This is a genomic window from Bradyrhizobium liaoningense, assembly GCF_018130955.1.
GTDB lineage: Bacteria > Pseudomonadota > Alphaproteobacteria > Rhizobiales > Xanthobacteraceae > Bradyrhizobium > Bradyrhizobium liaoningense_C.
In genome coordinates this window covers 74117-92960 of record NZ_JAFCJM010000012.1, presented here as the reverse complement: position 1 = coordinate 92960, position 18844 = coordinate 74117, and the positions used below count along the sequence as shown (strand labels likewise).

The following is an 18844-nucleotide window of genomic DNA, read 5'->3' as shown; positions in this document are numbered from 1 at the left end:
CGGAAGGCCTGCAATTCGTGAAAGACCCGCAACCGCAACGAAGACCTGAAAACTGCGCCTTCGTCATCTTCGGCGCCAGCGGCGACCTTACCCATCGGCTCGTGATTCCCTCGCTCTACAATCTCGCGGCGGAAAAACTGCTGCCGGAAAAGTTCTGCGTCGTCGGCGCCGCCCGCAAGTCGATGTCGAACGAGGGGCTGCGGGACAGCCTGATGAAGGGGCTGCGCCAGTTCGCCACCCGTCCGGTCGACGACGATGTGGCCCAGCAGCTCCTGCAATGCGTGACCTTCGTCGAGGCCGACCCGAAGGACCCTCCCTCCTTCGACGAATTGCGAAAACATCTCGACGCGCTCGAATGCTCGCGCGGCACCGGCGGCAACCGCCTGTTCTATCTGGCGACGCCGCCGGCCGCCTTCGCGCCGACCGCCCGCGAGCTCGGCCGCACCGGCTTGTTGAAGGAGGACAACGGCGCCTGGCGCCGGCTCGTAGTCGAAAAGCCTTTTGGCACCGATCTGGCTTCGGCGAAGGCACTGAATGCCGAGCTCTTGAAGATCATGGAGGAGCACCAGATCTACCGGATCGATCACTATCTCGGAAAAGAGACGGTGCAGAACATTTTGGTGCTGCGCTTTGCCAACGGCATGTTCGAACCGATCTGGAATCGCAACCACATCGACCACATCCAGATCACCGTGGAGGAGCGGCTCGGCGTCGGCCATCGCGGCGGCTTCTACGATGCGACCGGTGCGCTGCGCGACATGGTGCCGAACCATCTGTTCCAGTTGATGTCGCTGGTTGCGATGGAGCCGCCGACCCGTTTCGACGCCCATTCCGTGCGCTCCGAAAAGGCCGATGTGCTCTCCGCGATCCAGCAGCCGAGCGAAGCGGAAGCGCTGCACAGTTCGGTTCGCGCGCAATATCTCGCCGGCCGCATCGGCGACGACGAGATTCAGGACTATCGCAAGACCGCGGACGTCAAGCCCGGCAGCACCACCGAGACCTATGTCGCGCTCAAGCTGATGATCGACAATTGGCGCTGGGCCGGCGTCCCCTTCTACTTGCGCACCGGCAAGGCGCTGGCGCACAAGCGCACCGAGGTCGCGATCAAGTTCAAGCAGGCGCCGCTCGCCATGTTCAGCGGCACCACGATCGAACGCCTCTCGCAAAACTTTCTCACCATCGGCATCGCGCCGACCGAGACCATCGAGCTCCAGTTCAACGCAAAAATTCCGGGACCGAGCGTCACCATCGACGGCGTCGAGATGAAGTTCCGTTACGGCGACTATTTCAGAGCCGACCCGAGCACCGGCTATGAGACGCTGATCTACGACTGCATGATCGGGGACAACATCCTGTTTCAGCGTGCCGACGGCGTGGAAGCGGGCTGGCAGGCGGTTCAGCCGTTCCTCGATGCCTGGAAGAAAGCCGGCCCCAACGGCATCGAGACCTACCCGGCCGGCAGCGACGGTCCGGCCTGCGCCGACGAACTTTTGCGTCGCGACGGACGAAGCTGGCGGAAGTTCACCTGATGGCGCCGACGGACAAGCCACAGCTCATCGTCGCGCCCGATGCCGACACGCTTGCACGCATGGCGGCGGAGCGCGTGATGGCGCAGATCGCCGCCAACCCCGGCCGTATTGCGATCTGTCTCACCGGCGGATCGAGCCCAAGGCTCCTGTATCGGCTGCTCGGCTCCGAGGCCTATCGCGGCAAGATTCCGTGGGAGCGGGTACACTGGTTCATCGGCGACGAGCGCTTCGTGGCCGAGAGCGATCCCCTCAACAACATGACGGTTGCGCGCGAGGTCTTGCTGAACCGCAACGCTCCGCCGGCCAACGTCCATCCGATCCCGACCACGACCGAAGGTCCCGACGCGAGCGCGGAAGCATATGCGCGCGAGCTGCAGTCCTTCTACGGCGGCGCGGATCTCGATCCGGCGCGGCCGCTGTTCGACCTCGTGCTGATGGGCGCGGGACCCGACGGTCATACGGCCTCGCTCTTCCCTGACTATCCCGCGCTTGAGGAAACCGAACGCTGGGTCGTCGGCGTGCCAAAGGCCAATGTCGCGCCCTTTGTGCCGCGGGTCACGCTCACCCTGCCCGTGCTTGCCTCCTGCCGCGAAATGCTGTTCGAGATGGCGGGGCCGGAAAAGCGCGCGATCTTGACGCGCCTTCTCAATGGCGAGAACCTGCCGGCGGTGCGCGCGCGTTCGACCGGCGAGACGGTCTGGCTGGTCGATGAAGCGGCGCTTCCGGAGGGTTTTGGTGGCGGGCGCTAAGGCACCATGCGCGCTGATCGTGATGGGCGTATCGGGCTCAGGCAAGAGCACGGTCGCCGACGCGCTGGCGCGACGTCTCGGCTGGCGCTTCGAGGACGGCGACAGGTTTCATCCCGCCGCCAATGTCGCGAAGATGAGCGCCGGCCATCCGCTCACCGACGAGGACCGCTGGCCCTGGCTCAACGCCATCGCCGATGAGATCGAGCGGACCTGCAAGGCGGGCGCGCACATCATCATCGCCTGCTCCGCGCTCAAGCACAGCTATCGCGACGTGCTCTTGCGCGGCCGCGACGACGTCCGCTTCGTCTTCCTCAGGGGTACGCAGGAGCTGATCGCCGAACGGTTGGCCCGGCGCAAGGGACATTTCATGCCGCCCGGCCTGCTGACCAGCCAATTCAAGACGCTGGAGCCGCCGGATAGTGCCGAGCACGTCGTCACGGTCTCTATCGATGCCCCGGTCGAGGCTATCGTGAACGATGCCTTGCGGCAGCTGAACCTCAGGACCTCTTCATGACTCCCATCTCGCTCCTCGTATCCGACGTCGACGGCACCCTGCTCACCAAGGACAAGACCCTGACCGACCGCGCCAAGGCGTCGGTGCGGCGGCTGCACGAGGCCGGCATCGGCTTCACCATCACTTCGAGCCGCCCGACGATCGGCATGACGTTCTTGATCGAACCTCTTGCGATCACGCTGCCGGTCGGCGCCTTCAACGGCTCCTCGATCGTCGATCCCCGGCTCAATCCGATCGAGCAGCACCTGATCCCGCCGGCGGCCGCCGAACGGTCCCTGCAAATCCTGAACGAGTTCGGCGTAGACATCTGGCTCTTCACCAACGACAAATGGCTGACGCGCAATCCCGACGGCGACTATGTCCCGCATGAGAAGCGCGCGATCCGCGCCGATCCGACCATCGTGACGGACTTTGCGCCTTATCTGGCGAGCGCCTGCAAGATCGTCGGCGCGAGCGCGGACGCGCCGCATCTGGAGGCCTGCGAAAAGGTGATGCAGCAAGCGCTCGGCCGCGAGGCGACCGCGATCCGCTCGCAAACCTACTATCTCGACATCACCCCGCCCGGCCACGACAAGGGCACCTTCGTGCAGGCCATCGCACGGCGGCTCGGCCTTTCCACCGATGCGGTCGCGACCATCGGCGATATGCAGAATGACCTCGCGATGTTCCGCACGAGCGGATTGTCGATCGCGATGGGCAACGCAGCCGACAACGTCAAGCGAGAGGCGAGCTACGTGACCTCGACCAACGAGCAGGAAGGCTTTGCCAATGCGGTCGACATGATCCTGAAGCGGAACGGGATTTCCTGACAGCTATTTCGACCGCTGCACGGCCGGCTTCTCGCTGCGCTTCCGCGCGGTGGAGAGATTGTGCGCGGTGTTGATCAGCGCGATGTGGGTCAGCGCCTGCGGAAAATTTCCGGTCTGACGCTGCGCAACCGGATCGTACTCCTCGGCCAACAACCCGACGTCGTTGGCGATACCGCAGACGCGGTCGAACAGCACCTGCGCCTTGTCGAGATCGCCGGCGAGCACATGGGCATCCGCAAGCCACAGGCTGCAGGCCAGGAACGCGCCTTCAGCCGGCTGTTTCTCCTCGGAGACCTCGCGCGGATCGTGTCGCAGCACAAAACCGCCGCGCATCATCTCCCTCTCGACCGCCGCGATCGTTCCGCGCACGCGCGGATCGGATGGCGGCAGGAAGCCGACCGAAGGCAGCAGCAGCACGCTGGCATCGAGCAGTTTTGAGCCATAGGACTCGACGAAGCTGTTCGTCTCCGGATCAAAACCCTTCTCGCAGACGTCGCGGCAAATCGCATCGCGCAGGGTTCGCCAGTGCAGCAGCGGCGCCTTGAAGCCGAAGGTTTCGGCGCTCTTGATGCCGCGGTCGAAGGCGACCCAGGTCATCACCTTGGAGAAGACGTAATGCTTCGCCTCGCCTCGGCGCTCCCAGATGCCGTGGTCGGGGTGATCCCAGACCTCGGCCAGGTGCTGGAGTACGGCGCATTCCAACGCCCAACTCTCGTCGTCGAGCTTCAGCTTTGCCATGCGCGACTGGTGGAAGGCATCGATCAGCTCGCCATAGACGTCGAGCTGCAATTGCGCATGCGCGGCATTGCCGACGCGCACCGGCTGCGCGCCCTCGTAGCCGTCGAGCCAGCCGGCCTCCCATTCGAGCAGCCGCCGCTGGCCCCAGATGCCGTACATGATCTGCATCCGGGACGGCGCGCCGGCCGCAGCGCGCAGCAGCCAACTGTGCCAGGCCGAGGCCTCCTCGGTATAGCCGGAGTTCATCAGCGCCAGCAGCGTGAAGGTGGCATCGCGCAGCCAGCAGAAGCGATAATCCCAGTTCCTGGTGCCGCCGAGCTTTTCGGGCAGCGACGTGGTCGGCGCGGCCACGATGCCGCCGGTCGGTGCGAAGGTCAGCGCCTTCAGCGTGATCAGCGAGCGCATGACGAGATCGCGATACGGTCCGTCGCGCGTGGAGCGACTGCACCAGTCCTTCCAATACGCCTCCGTCTCCTGCAAGGCGGCGTCCGGATCGATCGGCCCCGGCGGATCGATATGCGAGGGGCCGTAGGTCAGCACGAACGGCACGGTCTCGCCGGCCGTCACCTCAAACGCGGCAACCGTGGTCAGATCCTTGCCGCGGGTCTCCACCGGCGACCGCAGCACGGTCATGTCCTGCCCGCAGATCGCGAGCAGCGCATTGTCTTCCGTCCGGCGCACCCAGGGAATGTCGACGCCAAAACCGAAGCGGATCACGAGCTCCATTTCGAGCTTCACGTGGCCCGTGAGGCCGCGAACGAGACGCACGATGTCGGAGGCCTTGCCGCGCGGCGGCATGAAGTCGATCAGCGCCACGCTGCCCTCAGCCGTCTCGAAGCGCGTCTCGAGGATCAGCGTGTTGCCGACATAGCGCCGCGAGATGCGGGTGACATCGCCGCTCGGCGCGATCAACCAGCGGCCATTCCGGTTGGTGCCGAGAATGGCGGAAAAGCAGGCGTCGGAATCGAAGGCCGGCCAGCACAGCCAGTCGATCGAGCCGTCGCGGCCGACAAGGGCCGCGGTCTCGCAATCGCCGATCAGCGCATAATCTTCGATCTTCTGTGACAATTCCGTGTGACCAAAATTGTCGACTTTAAAGCGTTAACCGCGCGAGCGTTCCCGCGTCGCCGCCTTCAAAGCTGCGAGATCGATCGTCGCGGCAATCTTCTCCAGCGCCACGGGCAACCGCTGGCGCCAGTTCGGATGCTCGTCGATCGTGCCGGGGATGTTGGGCTGATCGACCACGCCGAGCAGATCCTCGAGCGACACGGCGAGCAACCGCGAGGGCGTGCGCGACAGGAAGCGCAGCACCGAATAGAGATCGTTGGCGTGGATGGCGTTGTGCCGCAAAATCTCGTCGAGCATACCGAGCGCGTGCCAGCGCGCCTCGTCATTCTCGCCGGGATCGAGCCCGAGCGAAACCTTCATCTTGAGATCGCTGAAGGTCCGCCAGCCGGCATAGGTCGAGAGGTCGTGCGTGTTCAGCGTGACCAGCGCATTGGACCGGTAGTGGTCGACATTGCGGAAGCGGCCGGCATCGTCGCGCTCGAACATCATCACGAGGTACGACCAGATTCCCCAGTCCTGCATGGTCTCGCGAAAACCTTCCGGCACGGTGCCGAGGTCCTCGCCGATGACGATGCAGCGATGCCTGGCGCTCTCGCGCGCGACGGTGGCGAGCAGCGCATCGAACGGCATGTGCACATAGGCGCCGTTATCGGGCTTGAAGCCGCGGGGCACGAGATAGAGCCGCTTCAGGCCAAGCACATGGTCGAGCCTGATGGCGCCGGAGTGGCGCATCGACGCGCTCAGCATCTCCGCAAACGGCACAAAGGACTGCGCCTCCAGGCCGCCGGCGTTGAAGCCGGCGAGGCCCCAGTCCTGGCCAACGGTGTTGAGCACATCGGGCGGCGCGCCGACCGCGAGGTGGCGGGAGATCGCACCCTGCTCGTTCCAGGCATCGAACCCGTCGGACTGCACGCCGACCGCGACGTCGAGATAGAGCCCGACCTTCATGCCGAGCTGGCCGGCAAGGTCTTTCGCCGCGTGCAGCTGCGCCTCTGCAGTCCATTGCACGAATTCGACGAACTCGATCTCGCGCTTGTCGGGACCGGCGCGCAGCTCCGCACATCTCGCCTCGTCAGGCTGTCGCCATTCCGCGGGCCATTCCCACCAGGGACGTCCGGTGAAGCGATGGCGCAGCACCTCGAAACAGGCAAAACGCTGCAACAGCGGCGTGCGTTCAGCGCGGAAGGCGTCGAACTCCTTCCGGCGCGCCGCGCTGGCCTTGGCCATGAACGCATCGAAGGCGGCACGCAAGCCGCGCCATTTCAGCGGCGCCACGTCGCGATATCTGACGCGATCGCCTTCGCGCAAGGCCTTCGCGGCCGCGCGCGCATCGGGCAGCAGATCGGCAGAGAAATCCGGAATCGCCTCGATGTCGACATAGAGCGGGTTGAGGAACAGGCGGCTGTTCGGCGAATAGGGGCTGCAATCCGAGGGACGGTCGTCGAACAGCACGTGCAGGGGGTTGAGCCCGACACCGTCGGCGCCGAGCTCGTTTGCGAGCCGGACGAGATCGGCGAGATCGGTGAAATCGCCGATGCCCCAATTGCGCGCGGAGCTGATACTGTAGAGCTGCACGGCGAGCAGCCAGCCTCGGTCGAAATCGCCGGTGAAGGCGCGCTCGGGCGCGACGATCAGCGGCGCCTCTTCCTTCACGCCTTTGGCATCGGTCAAGCTCAGCCGAAAATAACCGGTCGGCAGGCCCGCGGGCCAGGCGATGGATCGCGCGTGTGTCTCGCCCTCACTGACTATTTTGGCGCCATCGAGAATCCGCCAGCGCAGCGGAAGCGCCGCGGCCCCGGTCAGCCCGGTGAGGGCATCCACGCCTGATCGAACCACGACAGCGCCACTGACAAAGCGATAGGCATGCTTGTCCGGCAGCGCGGCCAGGATCGATTGGAGCGCGTCAGGTGCGGTGACCCGGAGCTTTCCCAGGGCGTCGATGAATTCGGCCTGGATTCCCTTAGTTTTGGCTTGGGCTAGAAGTTCCATTCGGCACGCAGCTTGCACGCCACCTTCAATCGGGCGGCATCGGTTTTCATGAGGCGGAGGAATAAGATAGTCGGCTCTAACTCACTGACCGCCGCCGTCGTTCCAGAGCGGAACTAATGACACACAAGCGGCTTTCTATATAGGTACCAAGGGTCGGTTCCCCTTCAGGGGACACGAGACGCTGCTTTCTTGTCAATGGCATCACCGTGAACAAGACAATTCAAACTGTCGAGAGTGCCGCAACCGGCGGCGCTTTGATTATTGAAGACGTCTATCCGCTGGTCGACGGCGGCCGCTTCCCGGTCAAGCGGATCGCGGGCGAGCGCGTGGACGTCTGGGCCGACATCTTTCGCGGTGGCGATGACGTGATCGGCGCCAATCTGCTCTGGCGTCACGAGCCGGACCGGGACTGGCAGCGCGCGCCTATGACCCACCACGGCAATGACCGCTGGTTTGCGTCGTTCGTGCCATCAGAGCCGGGCCAGTACACCTATGCCATCGAAGCCTGGACCGACGAATTCGCGACCTGGCGCCACGAGCTGGAACTGCGGCGGCAAGCCGGCGCCGACGTGACGCTCGATGCGATCGAGGGAGCCGGCCTTTTGACCAAGGCCTATGGCGCACGGCAGGAGGCAGCGGCCGTCATCGCCAGGCAGTGCGAGGACTATCTCGAATCGGGCGACGTCGCCCCGCTGCTTGCGCATGAGCTCAGGGACGCCATGGCCGAGAGCCAGTTGCGGCCGGACCTGACCCGCTCGCCCCTGTTCCCGCTCGTTGCCGACCGCGACAAGGCGGGTTTTGGCGCCTGGTACCAGATGATGCCGCGCAGCCAGGGAAAGTTCGTAGGCGAGGTGGTGAGACAGCACGGCACGTTGCGCGATTGTATCGCGCGGGTGCCCGACATCGCCGCAATGGGATTTGACGTGCTCTGTTTCACGCCGATCCACCCCATCGGCCGCACCTACCGCAAGGGCCGCAACAATTCACCGGCCGCGGCAGCTAGCGACCCCGGCAGCCCCTATGCCATCGGCTCCGCCGAGGGCGGACACGACGCGCTGCATCCCGAGCTCGGCACCATCGAGGATTTTCGCGCGCTGGTCGCGACCTGCATGGAATATGGCCTCGAGCTCGCGCTCGACTTTGCGGTGCACTGCTCGCCCGACCATCCCTGGCTGCGCGAGCATCCCGAATGGTTCAAATGGCGGCCGGACGGCTCGATGCGCGCGGAAGGCCCGTCGGGGAAGTATCGGGACATCGTCACGCCGGACTTCGACTGCGTCGACCGCGCCGCGCTGTGGAACGCGTTGCGCGACGTCATGCTGTTCTGGATCGATCACGGCGTGACGATTTTTGCGCTCGACAACCACGACACCGCGCCGCTCGCCTTCTGGGAATGGCTGATCGCTGACATCCGCCGCCGGCATCCCGACGTGATCCTGTTCTCGAAGACCTTTGCCCGGCCGAAGTTGATGAAGGCCCTCGCCAAGCTCGGCTTCGCGCAGTCCTTCAGTTATTTCCCCTGGTGCACCCAGGCATGGGAGCTGGAGCAGCATCTGCGCGAGCTGACGCGCCATCCCGAGCGCGAGTTCTATCGGCCGAACCTGTTCGTCAACACGCCTGACGTCCTGCCCTATCATTTGCAGGGCGGCGAGCCCTGGATGTTCAAATCGCGCGTGGCGCTGGCGGCAACGCTGTCCGGCAATTACGGCATCTACAGCGGATTCGAGCTGCTCGAGCACGAGGCCGTGCCCGGCCGCGAAGAGTACCTCAACTCGGAGAAATACGAGATCAGGGTTCGCGACTGGGACCACGCCGGAAACATCAAGTCGTATATCAGCGCGCTCAATCGTATCCGTAGCGAGAACGGCGCGCTTCAACAAACGGCGAACCTGCGCTTCGTCGGTGTCGAAGACGGCGGAGTGATCGCCTTTGTGAAGGAGGCTCCCGATCGGGGCAACATGGTACTGATTGCAATTGCGCTGTCACGTAACGTGCATGAATTCTGGTTACCGCTCGGCGATATCACACGCGATGTCGATGGCGATCGCCGCCATGTCTCGGCGGTGGAAAACCTCGTGACCGGCGAGCAAACTTCAATCGAATGGGGCGGCATCCGCCTGCGGATCGACCCGTATCACGATCCCGCCCTGATCTTCCGCTGCCTGGCTTGAGGAGCGCGCCATGAACGTTCTCTCCTCTGTCGATGCCAAGAAGGCGCAGGCGGCCAATGTCGCGGACGAGCTTTGGTACAAGGACGCGATCATCTACCAGCTCCACGTCAAGGCCTTTGCCGACAGCAACAATGACGGCATCGGCGACTTCGTCGGATTGACGGAGAAGCTGCCCTATCTGCAGGATCTCGGCGTCACCGCGCTGTGGCTGTTGCCGTTCTACCCCTCGCCCGGCCGCGACGACGGCTACGACATCGCCGACTACGGTTCGGTCAATCCCGATTTCGGGACGATGAAGGACTTCAAGCGCTTCATCCAGGAGGCGCAGCGGCGCGGCTTGCGGGTCATCACCGAGCTCGTCGTCAACCACACCTCCGACCAGCACCGCTGGTTCAAGCGCGCGCGCCGCAGCCCGCCGGGCACCAGCGCCCGCAACTGGTATGTCTGGAGTGACACCGACCAGAAATATCAGGGCACGCGGATCATCTTCACCGATACCGAGAAATCGAACTGGACCTGGGATCCGGAGGCCGGCGCGTTCTACTGGCACCGCTTCTTCTCGCACCAGCCTGATCTCAACTTCGACAATCCGCGCGTCGTCAGCGCCCTCATCCAGGTGATGAAGCGCTGGCTGGACGCCGGCGTGGACGGCTTCCGCCTCGACGCCATCCCCTATCTCTGCGAGCGCGAGGGCACCTCCAACGAGAACCTTCCGGAGACGCATGCCATCATCAAGCGGCTGCGCCAGGAGCTCGATTCCTACTCCAAGGGCAAGCTGCTGCTGGCCGAAGCCAATCAATGGCCGGAGGACGTGCAGGAATATTTTGGCCGCGGCGACGAGTGCCACATGGCCTACCACTTCCCGCTGATGCCGCGCATCTACATGGCGATCGCGCAGGAGGACCGCTTCCCGATCACCGACATTTTGCGCCAGACGCCGGATATCCCGGCGAGCTGCCAATGGGCGCTGTTTTTGCGCAACCATGACGAGCTGACGCTGGAGATGGTGACCGACGTCGAGCGCGACTATCTGTGGTCGACCTATGCCAACGATCCGCGCGCCCGCATCAATGTCGGCATCCGCCGGCGCCTCGCGCCGCTGATGGACAACGACCGGCGCAAGATCGAGCTGATGAACTCGCTGCTATTGTCCTTCCCCGGCACACCGATCGTCTATTACGGCGACGAGATCGGCATGGGCGACAACATCTATCTCGGCGACCGCAACGGCGTGCGCACGCCGATGCAATGGAGCCCGGACCGCAATGGCGGCTTCTCGCGCGCCGATCCGGCACGTCTCTACGCGCCGCTGATCATGGACCCCGTCTACGGCTACGAGGCTGTCAACGTCGAGGCGCAGTCGCGCAGCCTGTCCTCGCTGCTGTCAGCCACCAAACGGCTGATCTCGGTGCGCAAATCGACGCTCGCCTTCGGCCGCGGCACCATGACCTTCATCCGCCCGGCCAACCGCTCCGTGCTCGCCTATATCAGGCAGTATCGCGACGAGATCATCCTCTGCGTCGCCAATCTGTCGCGCGCCGCGCAGGCGACCGAGCTCGATCTGTCGCCGTGGAAGGACCGGATTCCGCTGGAGATGCTCGGACGCACGCGCTTCCCCGCGATCGGCGAGCTGCCCTACATGATCACGCTCGGGCCCTACAGCTTCTACTGGTTCCAGCTTCAGGAGCGCGACAAGTCCGAGCCGGTGACGCCGCGGGCGGTGCCGGAATTCGAAACGCTGGTGGTGCCCGTCAACTCGACCTGGGTGTCGCTGGCGCGCGAGCGCAGCGTGTTCGAGCGCGACGTCCTGCCGGACTTCCTGTCGCGCATGCGCTGGTATCCGGAACGCAGCGCCAAGCAGATCCAGCCCAAGCTGACCTCGGCGGTGCCGTTCTGCGACATCGGCGACAACCGGCCATGGCTCGCCTTCTTCGAGGCGACGCAGCACGGCACCAGCGCGCGCTACGTCATGCCGATGCAGATCGAGTGGGTGCGCTTCGATCGCGAGCGCTTCAACCCGAAGGCGCTTGCCGCCGTACGCCAGGGCGCGCGCGAAGGCACGCTGCTCGACGTTGCGACCGACCAGATCTTTATCGGCCTGTTCTTGAGGAATCTCAGTCAATCGCTGGTCGTCGAGGAAAACGATTTGCGGCTCGACTTCAGGCCGACCAGCCGCTTTGCTGAATACGCGGTCAAGCAGCCGGAGCAGATCCGCGCGGTCGAGCAGGCCAACAGCACCGCGCTGGTCGACAATCTCTACGTGACCAAGATCTACCGGCAACTCGACGTCGGCACCAATCCCGAGATCGAGATCGGCCAATACCTCACCGAGGTCGCGCGCTTTGCCAATGTGCCGGCGCTACTCGGGACCGCGGAGCTGGTCGAAGGCAACCAGCGCAGCGCGATCGGCGTCGTGCATGCCTATGTGGCGAACCAGGGCGACGGCTGGGCCGTCACCGCGGGCTATATCGACCGCTATATCGACGAGCAGCGACTGCTGCCGATCAGCGAGACGCCGCGCGAGATCCAGGAGCAGGCGCCCTATCTGCATTACCTCGCCCAGACGGGCAAGCGCCTCGCCGAGCTGCATCTGGCACTGGCGGCCGCCGAGTCCGCCGATTTCGTGCCCGAACCGATCGACCCCAGCCAGATCAGGCTCTGGACCGGCGAACTCGAAGCGCGCGCCGATCGGATCTGCGAATTGCTAAGCGAGCGCCGCGACGGCCTGAAGGAGGCCGACCGTTCGCTGATCGACCGGCTACAGGCCGCGCGCCAGGGCCTCGCCGACCGGCTGACGGCGCACTTGCCATCTGACATCGGCGGGTTGAACATCCGTCATCATGGCGATTTCCGCCTCGGGCAGGTTCTGATCGTGAAGGACGATATCTTCATCATCGATTTCGACGGCGATCTGCGTCGTCCGCTCGCCGAGCGGCGGCGCAAGGCGCCCGCGGCGCGCGACGTCGCCGGCCTGATCCGGTCGATCGACCTGGCGGTGAATGCCGCTCTGGGCCGCGCGCTCAAGGGCGCGCCGGACGAACAGGGCCGGCTCACGACTGCGCTCGGCGAATGGCGCGAGCGCGCCGCCGCGACCTTCTTCACTGCCTATCGCGAGGCCATGACCAACAGCCGTCTGTGGCCGGCCGATCAGGCCTCGCAGGAAGGTCTCGTCAACTTCTTCCTGCTTGATAAAGCGTTCGATGAGGTGGAGTACGAACTGTCCCACCGGTCAAACGGGCTCTCCGTGCCGCTGACCGGGCTGCTTCGCATTCTGTCCAATGCCGAGAGCGAAGCTCATGCCTAAATTGTCTGCCGAGGCCTATGCAATCATCGAGGGGCGCCATTCCGACCCCTTCCACTATCTCGGCCTGCATCCCGAGGGCGACAAGAGCGTGGTGCGCGCGTTCCTGCCCGAGGCGTCCAATGTCGAAGCGGTCGGCGAGCATGGCGAAGTGGCAAAGCTCGACCGCATCCACGAATCCGGCTTGTTCGCAGGCAGCCTGCCCAACGGCGCCAAGCGCTACCAGTTGCGCGCAAAATTCGGGGACAATGTCGTCGAGCTCGAGGACCCCTACCGCTTCCCGCCGATCCTGACCGATTTCGATCTCTATCTGCTCGGCGAAGGCACGCATCAGCGGCTTTACGACAAGCTCGGAGCACATCCGATGACGCTCGATGGCGTCGACGGCATTGGCTTCGTGGTGCTGGCGCCGAACGCGCGGCGCGTCAGCGTGGTCGGCGATTTCAATTTCTGGGATGCGCGGCGCCATCCGATGCGCGTGCGCGGCGTCGGCTATTGGGAGCTGTTCATCCCGCACGCCAAGGCCGGCGATCACTACAAGTTCGATATCGTCGGGCCCCACGGCCATAATCTGGCGCTGAAATCCGATCCGTTTGCGTTTGCGACCGAGGTGCGGCCGAAAACGGCGTCGATCGTGTTCGACGAGGCGCATTTGCCGCGGCCGCGGCCGGCACCCGACGGCATCAACGCGCTGTCGGCGCCGATGTCGATCTACGAGGTCCATCTCGGCTCATGGCGGCGCAAGGATGACAACGAGTGGCTGACCTATCGCGAGCTCGCGGAGCAGCTTCCCGCCTACGCCCGCGACATGGGCTTTACCCACGTCGAATTCCTCCCCGTGAGCGAGCATCCCTTCGACGGATCCTGGGGCTACCAGCCGACCGGCCTCTACGCGCCGACCAGCCGCTTCGGCTCGCCGGAGGATTTTGCAGCACTGGTCGATGCCTGCCATCGCGAAGGCATCGGCGTGCTGCTCGACTGGGTGCCCGGACACTTCCCCGATGATCCACACGGGCTCGGCCATTTCGACGGCACCGCGCTCTATGAGCACGCCAACCCCTTGCAGGGCCGGCATCTCGACTGGGGCACGCTAATCTACAATTACGGCCGCACCGAAGTGACGAACTTTCTGGTGTCGAACGCGCTGTTCTGGCTCGAACGATACGCCATCGACGGGCTGCGCGTCGATGCGGTGGCCTCGATGCTCTATCTCGATTACAGCCGTCCGCCCGGCGGCTGGATTCCCAACCAGCATGGCGGACGCGAGAACCTGGAGGCCATCGCCTTCCTGCGCCGCTTCAACAGCGAACTGTTCGCGCGCTTCCCGCAGGCGACGACGGCGGCGGAAGAATCCACCGCCTGGCCGCAGGTGTCGCGTCCGGTCGAATTCGGCGGGCTCGGCTTCGGCTACAAATGGAACATGGGCTGGATGCACGACACGCTGAGCTACATCAGCAAGGATCCGATCCATCGCAAATACCATCACGGCGACATCCTGTTCGGCCTGCACTACGCCTTCTCGGAAAACTTCATTTTGCCGCTGTCCCATGACGAAGTCGTGCACGGCAAACGCTCGATCCTCGGGCGCATGCCGGGCGACGAATGGCAGCGCTTTGCCAATTTGCGCGCCTATTACAGCTTCATGTTCGGCCATCCCGGCAAGAAGCTGCTGTTCATGGGCGGCGAGATCGCGCAGAGCCGCGAATGGAATCACGACCAGTCGCTCGACTGGCACCTGCTCCAGCACAAGACCCATTCCGGCATCCAGTCCCTGATCCGCGACCTCAACCGGCTCTATCGCGCGGTGCCCGCGCTGCACCAGATGGACTGCGAGCAGGCGGGGTTCGAATGGGTCATCACCGACGATGCCAACAACAACGTGTTCGCCTGGGTCCGCAAGGGATTTGAAGACCGCGCGCGCTGTCTCGTGGTGGTGAATTTCTCCCCGAACGTCTATCGCAACTATCGCGTGCGCGTGCCGTTCGCCGGCAAATGGCACGAGGTGTTCAACTCCGACTCCGCGCACTACGGCGGCAGCAATGTCGGTAATATCGGCGAGGTGCACACCCAAGGCGGCAAGACGCCCGAGCTCAGCCTGACCCTTCCGCCGCTGGCCGCGATCTTCCTCGTTCCGGAAAGCTGACCCATGCGATTGACCGCCGGATCGCCTGCTCGCCTCGGCGCAAGCTGGGACGGAAGAGGTACCAACTTTGCGCTGTTCTCGGCGAATGCGCAAAAGGTCGAGCTGTGCCTGTTCGACAGCCAGGGCCGGCGCGAGCTCGAACGCATCGAGCTGCCGGAGCGCACCGAGGACGTCTGGCACGGCTATCTCAACGACGTCTCGCCGGGCCAGCTCTACGGCTACCGCGTGCACGGGCCGTACGAGCCGGAGCACGGCCACCGCTTCAATGCCAACAAGCTGTTGCTCGATCCCTACGCCAAGCGCCTCGCCGGCCGCCTGGTGTGGAGCGATGCCCATTTCGCCTATCGCACCGGCAGCCCGCGCGAAGACCTCTCCTTCGACCGGCGCGACAATGCGCGCGGCATGATCAAGGCCGTCGTGGTCGACGAGACCTTCAACTGGGGCCGGCGCGAGATCCGTCCCAACGTGCCCTGGGAGGACACCGTGATCTACGAGGCCCACATCAAGGGCCTGACCCAGAAGCGCGAGGACGTGCCGCCGAATTTGCGCGGCACCTATGGCGGACTTTCCTCGCCCGCGATGATCGAGCACCTCAAGCGCCTGGGCGTCACCACCGTCGAGCTGCTGCCGATCCACGGTTTTGTCGACGACCGCGTGCTCGTGGAGAAGAAGCTCGTCAATTATTGGGGCTACAACACGCTGTCCTTCTTCGCGCCGGAGCCGCGCTACGCCCAGGACAATACGCTCGATTCCTTCCGCACCACCGTGGCGCGGCTGCACGATGCTGGCATCGAGGTGATGCTCGACGTCGTCTACAACCACACCGCCGAAGGCAACCATTTGGGGCCCACGCTGTGCTTCCGTGGCATCGACAACGCGTCCTACTACTGGCTGAACCGCGAGAACCCGCGCTTCTACGACGATTTTACCGGCTGCGGCTCATCGGTGAACCTCACCCATCCACGCGTGCTGCAGATGGTGATGGACTCGCTGCGCTACTGGGTCGAGGTCTGCCATGTCGACGGCTTCCGCTTCGATCTCGCCACCACGCTTGCGCGCGGGCCCAACGGCTATGACCGCGGCGCCTCGTTCCTGACCGCCGTGCGCCAGGACCCGGTGCTCGCCAACGTCAAGCTCGTCGCCGAACCCTGGGATCTCGGCATGGGCGGCTACCAGGTCGGCGCGTTTCCCTCGCAATGGTCCGAATGGAACGATCGGTATCGCAGCGCCATGCGGCGCTACTGGAGCGGCGAAGGCAGCCTGATCGGCGACATTTCCTCGCGCATGACGGCGTCGTCCGATCTGTTCAACCATGACGGACGGCGGCCGCGCGCCTCGATCAACCACATCACCGTCCATGACGGGTTCACGCTCGCCGACCTCTTCGGCTATAACCAGAAACACAACGAGGCCAACGGCGAGGACAATCGCGACGGCTCCAACGACAACCACAGCAACAATTGCGGCATCGAGGGCCCGACCGACGATCCAAACATCCTCGCCTTGCGCCGGCAGCTCCGCAAGAACGTGCTGGCCTGCCTGATGCTCGCACAGGGCACGCCGCTGCTGCTCGCCGGCGACGAGGTCGGCAACACCCAGAACGGCAACAACAACGCCTATTGCCAGGACAACGAGACCGGCTGGGTGTTGTGGGACAATCTCGGCAAGGAGGGCGAGGACATGGTCGACTTCGTCGCCCATCTTGCCGACATCCGCCGGCGCTTCTCGCAGCTCCGCAGCCATCGCTGGCTCGACGGCCGGCGCGCCGATGGCTCCTACGGCGTGCTCTGGCTGACGCCCGCCGGCGAGGAGATGAAGGAGAGCGACTGGAATTTTCCGGAAGGCAGGTTCCTCTCCTATGTGATGGGGTCGCTGGAACCCGGCGGCTCCGCGATCTTTATCGTCCTGAACGCCGCACCCGAAGAGATCGCATTCAAATTGCCAAGAATGACCGAATACAAGAGCTGGCAGCAGATCCTGAACACGACCGAGGCCAGGCTGAACAGCGTCGACTTCCCGCCCGGCGCCGACAGCAAGGCGGCGCCGCGCTCGGTGCTGGCGTTTGCGGGCGCGCTATGAGGCCATCCTTCGGGGCGAGGCTGACCAGGGAGGGCGTCTCGTTCCGCCTTTGGGCGCCGGCGGCCCGACGCGTCGATCTCGTGCTCGACAAGCCCTACGCCATGCAGCGGCGCGACGACGGCTGGTACGTGGCCGAGATTTTCGGCCTGACGGCCGGCGCCCGCTATAAGTTCCGGATCGACGACGAGCTCGACGTGCCCGATCCCGCCTCCGCATTTCAGCCGGACGACGTGTTCGGTCCGGGCGAGGTGATCGATCACACGAGCTTCGAGTGGCGCGCAAAGGACTGGCGCGGCCGTCCCTGGCACGAGACGGTGCTGCTGGAGGCCCACGTCGGTACCTTCACGCCGCAAGGCAGCTATCGCGCGATGATCGAAAAACTGGATCATCTCGTCGCGACCGGCATCACTGCACTCGAGCTGATGCCGCTGGCGGATTTCGCAGGCAAGCGCGGCTGGGGCTATGACGGCGTGCTCTGGTATGCGCCGGACAGCGCCTATGGCCACCCCGAAGACCTGAAGACGCTGATCGACGAGGCGCATCTGCGCGGCCTCACGGTGTTCCTCGACGTCGTCTACAATCATTTCGGCCCCGAGGGGAATTATCTCGGCCGCTACGCGCCAAGCTTCTTCACCGACGCGCACACGCCCTGGGGCAGCGCGATCGACTATCGCGTGCCGCAGGTGCGCGCCTTCGCGATCGAGAACGCGCTGTCCTGGCTCAGCGACTACCGTTTTGACGGCCTGCGCCTGGACGCCGCCAACCACATCATGGCGATCCCGGGTGAACAGTCGCTGCTCCATGAGCTCAGCGTCGCAGCCGGCCAGCTTGCCGCGGCGACCGGCCGGCACATCCATCTCGTGCTGGAGAATGGCGACAATCGCGCGAGCCTGCTCGATCCCGCGCAGGAGCCGCCGAACGGCAAGTATCGCGCCCAGTGGAACGACGACTACCACCACGTCTGGCACGTGATGCTGACGGGCGAATCTGCCGGCTACTACGGCGACTATCAGGGGACGTGGCGCATCGATCTCGCCCGTGCGCTGGCCTCAGGCTTCGTCTACCAGGGCGAGACGTCGGCCTTCTGGGGCAACAAGCCTCGCGGCGAGCCGAGCGGGGCGCTGTCGCCTGTGACCTTCGTCAACTTCCTGCAAAACCACGACCAGATCGGCAACCGCGCGCTCGGCGATCGCCTCGAAAGCATCGCATCGCCGAAGGCGATCGAGGCCGCGCTCGCTATCCTGCTGCTCGCGCCTCAGGTGCCGATGCTGTTCATGGGCGAGGAATGGGGCTCAAAAGCGCCCTTCCCGTTCTTCTGCGATCTCCATGGTGACCTCGCCACCGCCGTCCGCAAGGGCCGGCGCCAGGAATATGCCTGGGCCTATGCGAAATACGGCCACGAGGTCCCAGACCCGCTCGATCCCGCCACGCCGCAATCGGCCGTGCTCGATTGGGAGCACCGCACACCCGAGGAAGATGCACGGCTGGTGCTGGTGCGAAACCTGCTTGCCGTCAGGCACAAGGAGATCATGCCGCGGCTCGGCAACGTCGCGTTCGGCGATGCCAATGTGGCCGACAATGGCCTGCTCTCCGCGCATTGGCGCATGGCCGACGGCACGACGCTGCGCCTGACCGCCAATCTGTCGGATCAGGACATCGCTGTAACAGACACCATCACCGGCGCGCCGATCTGGGGCGGCGACACCGGTGACCGACTCTCGCCCTGGTCGGTATTTTGGCGCATCGGAGGATGA

General features: G+C 64.7%; 11 protein-coding genes. 9 read left to right on the top strand and 2 right to left on the bottom strand.

Translation table 11 applies throughout. The features are described 5' to 3' along the window. The first annotated feature begins 17 nt into the window (after positions 1 to 17). From zwf to JQ632_RS12725, 4 genes are read left to right on the top strand one after another with little or no spacing between them, the layout of a single operon-like run. On the top strand, positions 18 to 1529 hold the full coding sequence (zwf, locus tag JQ632_RS12740; protein WP_312015602.1) for a glucose-6-phosphate dehydrogenase: 1512 nt from the start codon (positions 18 to 20) through the stop codon (positions 1527 to 1529). Further along, a complete protein-coding gene (pgl, locus tag JQ632_RS12735) occupies positions 1529 to 2278 on the top strand; it encodes a 6-phosphogluconolactonase (RefSeq protein WP_212402672.1) in 750 nt (249 codons plus the stop codon). Before zwf ends, pgl begins: the two co-directional genes overlap by 1 nt. Then, positions 2265 to 2792: a gluconokinase gene (locus JQ632_RS12730; protein WP_212402671.1), complete on the top strand. Its 528-nt coding sequence runs from the start codon at positions 2265 to 2267 to the stop codon at positions 2790 to 2792. The genes pgl and JQ632_RS12730 overlap by 14 nt, the downstream gene beginning before the upstream one ends. Further along, the gene (locus tag JQ632_RS12725; RefSeq protein WP_212402670.1) at positions 2789 to 3601 is read left to right on the top strand and encodes an HAD family hydrolase; all 813 of its coding nucleotides are present in this window, start codon (positions 2789 to 2791) and stop codon (positions 3599 to 3601) included. Before JQ632_RS12730 ends, JQ632_RS12725 begins: the two co-directional genes overlap by 4 nt. A 3-nt stretch (positions 3602 to 3604) precedes the next feature. Here the strand turns inward: JQ632_RS12725 and JQ632_RS12720 are convergent, their stop codons facing one another. Beyond that, on the bottom strand, positions 3605 to 5407 hold the full coding sequence (locus tag JQ632_RS12720) for a glycoside hydrolase family 15 protein (RefSeq protein WP_212402669.1): 1803 nt from the start codon (positions 5405 to 5407) through the stop codon (positions 3605 to 3607). Between the two features lie 33 nt (positions 5408 to 5440). Beyond that, entirely contained in the window at positions 5441 to 7396 is a 1956-nt protein-coding gene (malQ, locus tag JQ632_RS12715) for a 4-alpha-glucanotransferase (RefSeq protein ID WP_212402668.1), read from the bottom strand. Between the two features lie 206 nt (positions 7397 to 7602). Between malQ and JQ632_RS12710 the strand changes: the two genes are divergently transcribed. From JQ632_RS12710 to treZ, 5 genes are read left to right on the top strand one after another with little or no spacing between them, the layout of a single operon-like run. Then, the gene (locus JQ632_RS12710) at positions 7603 to 9567 is read left to right on the top strand and encodes a maltotransferase domain-containing protein (protein WP_212402667.1); all 1965 of its coding nucleotides are present in this window, start codon (positions 7603 to 7605) and stop codon (positions 9565 to 9567) included. A gap of 10 nt (positions 9568 to 9577) precedes the next feature. Next, positions 9578 to 12871: a maltose alpha-D-glucosyltransferase gene (gene treS / locus JQ632_RS12705; RefSeq protein ID WP_212402666.1), complete on the top strand. Its 3294-nt coding sequence runs from the start codon at positions 9578 to 9580 to the stop codon at positions 12869 to 12871. Beyond that, positions 12864 to 15011, top strand: coding sequence for a 1,4-alpha-glucan branching protein GlgB (glgB, locus tag JQ632_RS12700; RefSeq protein WP_212402665.1), 2148 nt, complete (start codon positions 12864 to 12866; stop codon positions 15009 to 15011). The genes treS and glgB overlap by 8 nt, the downstream gene beginning before the upstream one ends. Positions 15012 to 15014: 3 nt before the next feature. Then, on the top strand, positions 15015 to 17090 hold the full coding sequence (glgX, locus tag JQ632_RS12695) for a glycogen debranching protein GlgX (protein ID WP_212402664.1): 2076 nt from the start codon (positions 15015 to 15017) through the stop codon (positions 17088 to 17090). Further along, positions 17087 to 18844, top strand: a complete 1758-nt coding sequence (gene treZ, locus JQ632_RS12690) for a malto-oligosyltrehalose trehalohydrolase (RefSeq protein ID WP_212402663.1) — start codon at positions 17087 to 17089, stop codon at positions 18842 to 18844. The genes glgX and treZ overlap by 4 nt, the downstream gene beginning before the upstream one ends.

Bases quoted from the DNA above. Each gene is read 5' to 3' on its own strand.
- pgl (WP_212402672.1), top strand. From the start codon at position 1,529: ATGGCGCCGACGGACAAGCCACAGCTCATCGTCGCGCCCGATGCCGAC.
- treS (WP_212402666.1), top strand. From the start codon at position 9,578: ATGAACGTTCTCTCCTCTGTCGATGCCAAGAAGGCGCAGGCGGCCAAT.
- treZ (WP_212402663.1), top strand. From the start codon at position 17,087: ATGAGGCCATCCTTCGGGGCGAGGCTGACCAGGGAGGGCGTCTCGTTC.
- malQ (WP_212402668.1), bottom strand. From the start codon at position 7,396: ATGGAACTTCTAGCCCAAGCCAAAACTAAGGGAATCCAGGCCGAATTC.
- glgB (WP_212402665.1), top strand. From the start codon at position 12,864: ATGCCTAAATTGTCTGCCGAGGCCTATGCAATCATCGAGGGGCGCCAT.
- JQ632_RS12725 (WP_212402670.1), top strand. From the start codon at position 2,789: ATGACTCCCATCTCGCTCCTCGTATCCGACGTCGACGGCACCCTGCTC.
- glgX (WP_212402664.1), top strand. From the start codon at position 15,015: ATGCGATTGACCGCCGGATCGCCTGCTCGCCTCGGCGCAAGCTGGGAC.